Source organism: Thermovirga sp. (assembly GCF_017656375.1).
GTDB lineage: Bacteria > Synergistota > Synergistia > Synergistales > Thermovirgaceae > Thermovirga.
In genome coordinates, this window is sequence record NZ_JACDOB010000071.1 from 1 (window position 1) to 2,807 (window position 2,807).

At 45.4% G+C, this 2,807-nt stretch carries 5 protein-coding genes; all 5 read left to right on the forward strand.

Annotated features, from left to right (window positions below; genetic code table 11):
- Positions 1 to 506, forward strand: a 506-nt coding sequence (locus H0Z23_RS08835; protein ID WP_296869081.1) for a hypothetical protein, incomplete at its 5' end; no start/stop codon positions are given.
- A gap of 36 nt (positions 507 to 542) precedes the next feature.
- Positions 543 to 965, forward strand: a complete 423-nt coding sequence (gene flgB / locus H0Z23_RS08840; RefSeq protein WP_296869082.1) for a flagellar basal body rod protein FlgB — start codon at positions 543 to 545, stop codon at positions 963 to 965.
- A gap of 2 nt (positions 966 to 967) precedes the next feature.
- Positions 968 to 1,375 carry a flagellar basal body rod protein FlgC gene (gene flgC / locus H0Z23_RS08845; protein WP_296869083.1) on the forward strand — a complete coding sequence of 136 codons (408 nt, stop codon included), beginning with the start codon at positions 968 to 970 and terminating at the stop codon, positions 1,373 to 1,375.
- 30 nt (positions 1,376 to 1,405) lie between these two features.
- The gene (locus H0Z23_RS08850) at positions 1,406 to 2,173 is read left to right on the forward strand and encodes a flagellar hook-basal body protein (RefSeq protein ID WP_296869084.1); all 768 of its coding nucleotides are present in this window, start codon (positions 1,406 to 1,408) and stop codon (positions 2,171 to 2,173) included.
- A 60-nt stretch (positions 2,174 to 2,233) separates the two neighbouring features.
- The coding region (locus H0Z23_RS08855) for a FliM/FliN family flagellar motor switch protein (protein ID WP_296869085.1) at positions 2,234 to 2,807 on the forward strand (574 nt) is incomplete at its 3' end.

The window sequence follows — 2,807 nt, forward strand, 5'->3', positions numbered from 1 at the left end:
CTCTTATTGATCGCATAGGGCCTGCTGTAGAGGGTTTTCCTTGGATAGGAGCCAGGCTGTACCCTTTTTTGGAGCAGCTTTCCCCGCCTTTAACTGGATACGAGAGAAGAAAACTGGAACTGGAGGCAAAAGAAGACTTCTTGCGGAAGCAGGAGGAGGAATTAAGGAAAAAGAGGGCAGCCTTAGACGCGGAGAGAAAAAGTCTTCAAAAGGAGAAAAAAGCTTTAGAAAAGCAGCATGAGGAGCTGAGAGCCAAAGAATCAGAGTCTAATCCTAAGAAATCGGTCTCTGATATCATGGGGGAAGCCGTTGCACAGATGCCAGCTAGTAAAGCTGCCAAGATTTTGGTAAAGTTGCCTATTCCAGATGTGGTAGCCTTGCTGGAACTTATGGATTCTGAGCAGAGAATGCAGGTTTTAGGGAAAATGCCTCCAGAAGTTGCCTCGAAAATAATATATTATGCGAGGGAAAAGATTAAAGGTGCAGGGGCTAAAGGAAAAGAATAAGAAGGCAGAAGCTTGAACTGGCAAGGGGGTGGACGTATGTTTAAGGATCCCGTCTGGTTAGCAGGAAAAGTATCAGCTTCGGCTTTGGCCAAGAGGTTTGAGGCAGTAGCGCAAAATATAGCTAATGTTAATACACCGGGTTACAAGAGAAAGGAAGTAGAATTTGAGGACGCCTTAAGAGAAGCTTTGGAGTCTGAAGGTTTATGTAGCGCTAAAAAGGTGAAGTTGGAAGTCACAGACGAGAAGCATATAGGTTCCAGCAAAAGTTTGGAGAAGTTGTTGAAGGATGGATTCAAGGAGAGGGTTGTTACGCAGGGAGCTTATCGTTTAGATGGCAACAATGTAGATCCTGAAGTTGAAATGGCCAAGATGACCGAGACAAGGTTGGCTTACAATGGGATCATGAGAATTATGTCCAAGAGAATGGAAATGCTAAAGGCAGCTATGGGAGGTAAGTAAACATGAAAATTTTTAAGGTTATAGATATAGCAGGAAGCTCTTTAACCGCCCATAGGGTTATGATGGATGTAATATCTGAAAATTTAGCGAATGTTAATACTACCAGAACAGCAGAAGGCGGGCCCTATAAAAGAAAGGTTCCAATTTTTGAAGAAAAGCTTGATGAAGCCATGGAAGCTTCTGGGGTGAAAGTTAAGGAGATTGCGACGGACCAGTCGGCTCCCAGGATGGTTTATGATCCGGGACATCCTGATGCCAATGATGATGGTTATGTTGCGTATCCTAATGTTTCTGTAGTTAGGGAGATGGCAGATATGATGGCAGCCAGTAGGGCCTATGAGGCCAACCTGGAAGTGGTGAAATCAGCGAAATCCATGTGGGAGGCGGCTTCAGAGCTTCTTAAGGGTTAATGCTCTAGTTGGCGCGTAGGAGGTGAGGCCATGTTCAGAGGTATTTATAATGGAATATCGGCCATGTTGGTGCAGGAAGCCAAGGTAGATGTTTCAGCTAATAACTTGGCTAATGCTAGCACTAGCGGCTTCTTCAAAAATATAGTGACGGAGAAAGCTGTCCCAAAGGGTGAGCTGGTGAGAGAAGAAAAACCTTCAAATGCTGCAGGCAACGAGAAGCCGGTAGGGGAATCATACTTGAGTGTGGTTGTTTCCGAGACTGCTTTGGATACGACGCCTGGACCTGTAAAAAATACAGGCAATCCTTTGGATTGTGCTATAAATGGTAGGGGATTTTTCCAGCTTTCGGATGGCCAGAATTTATATTACACTCGCTCTGGAAGCTTTGCTATAGATAGTGAGGGAAGGATAGTAAATCCAAGAGGCTTGTATTTGATTGGAGAAGGTGGCCCTATAGAGATTGGTGATGCCAGTGAGGTAGAGATAAGGGAAGACGGTTCAGTAGTAGCAGATGGAGAAGTTGTAGATGCGATAGCTATTTTTGATTTTGAGAATCCTTCTTTTTTGCGCCGGATGGGGAAAAACGTTTTTTCAGCTACTCAGGGCTCGGGGGCACCGATTCCCGTTGCAAGGGAAGATGTTTCTTTAGCTACAAGAGCCTTGGAGGGATCCAATGTTAACGTGGTGGAGGAAATGGCCAGATTGATAGAAGCAAGCCGAGCGTATGAAGCGGCTTCCAAGTCTTTTGAGTCAGGTAATGAGACGGCAAAGAAAATGATAGAGACTTTTGGAGTGTAATAAATTAGACCGCAAGGAGGTGTAGCTGCCTCAGCTTGAAAGAGGCCAGCTGTTTTGTTGATGGATGAAGAGAAAAAACAGAACGACTCCCAAGATGATGGATTAGAAAAGGATAAACAGCCCTCTATGGACCAGGGGGATGTGGTGCCTGGGTCTTCTCCAGATGTCACTGAGGATAAATCTGCGGAAGATAAAGAAGGAGAAGGGGATGTTTCTTCAGAATTGAGCCCTGAGGAACTGGAGGCTATTTCTAAGGGGTTAGAGGTTTTGGGTGAAGAGGGTGGAGAAAGTATACCTGAGATACCTGACCTCGAAAGCTCTGGAAATGACGCGGCTCAGTTATCGATAGATGAATTGATAGCCAGCGTGAAGTCCTCTTCTCCCTTCGACCTTACTTCAGAGGGTCAAAATGCGGCAGCCAGTAGCCAACCCCAGGCTCAACCTGTCAGCTTCCCTGAGATTGATGCTTCAGGAAGCAAGCCTGCAGCAGGTGGGAAGTTAGATAAAAAAATGGACCTTTTAATGGATATTCCTGTCAAGATAACGGTAGTGCTGGGAAGAACGCGAAAGACTATTGGAGAAATTCTTGCGGTAGAGCCGGGTGTAGTTATAGAACTTGATAAGCAGGTTGGGG

Bases quoted from the DNA above. Each gene is read 5' to 3' on its own strand.
- flgB (WP_296869082.1), top strand. From the start codon at position 543: ATGTTTAAGGATCCCGTCTGGTTAGCAGGAAAAGTATCAGCTTCGGCT.
- flgC (WP_296869083.1), top strand. From the start codon at position 968: ATGAAAATTTTTAAGGTTATAGATATAGCAGGAAGCTCTTTAACCGCC.
- H0Z23_RS08850 (WP_296869084.1), top strand. From the start codon at position 1,406: ATGTTCAGAGGTATTTATAATGGAATATCGGCCATGTTGGTGCAGGAA.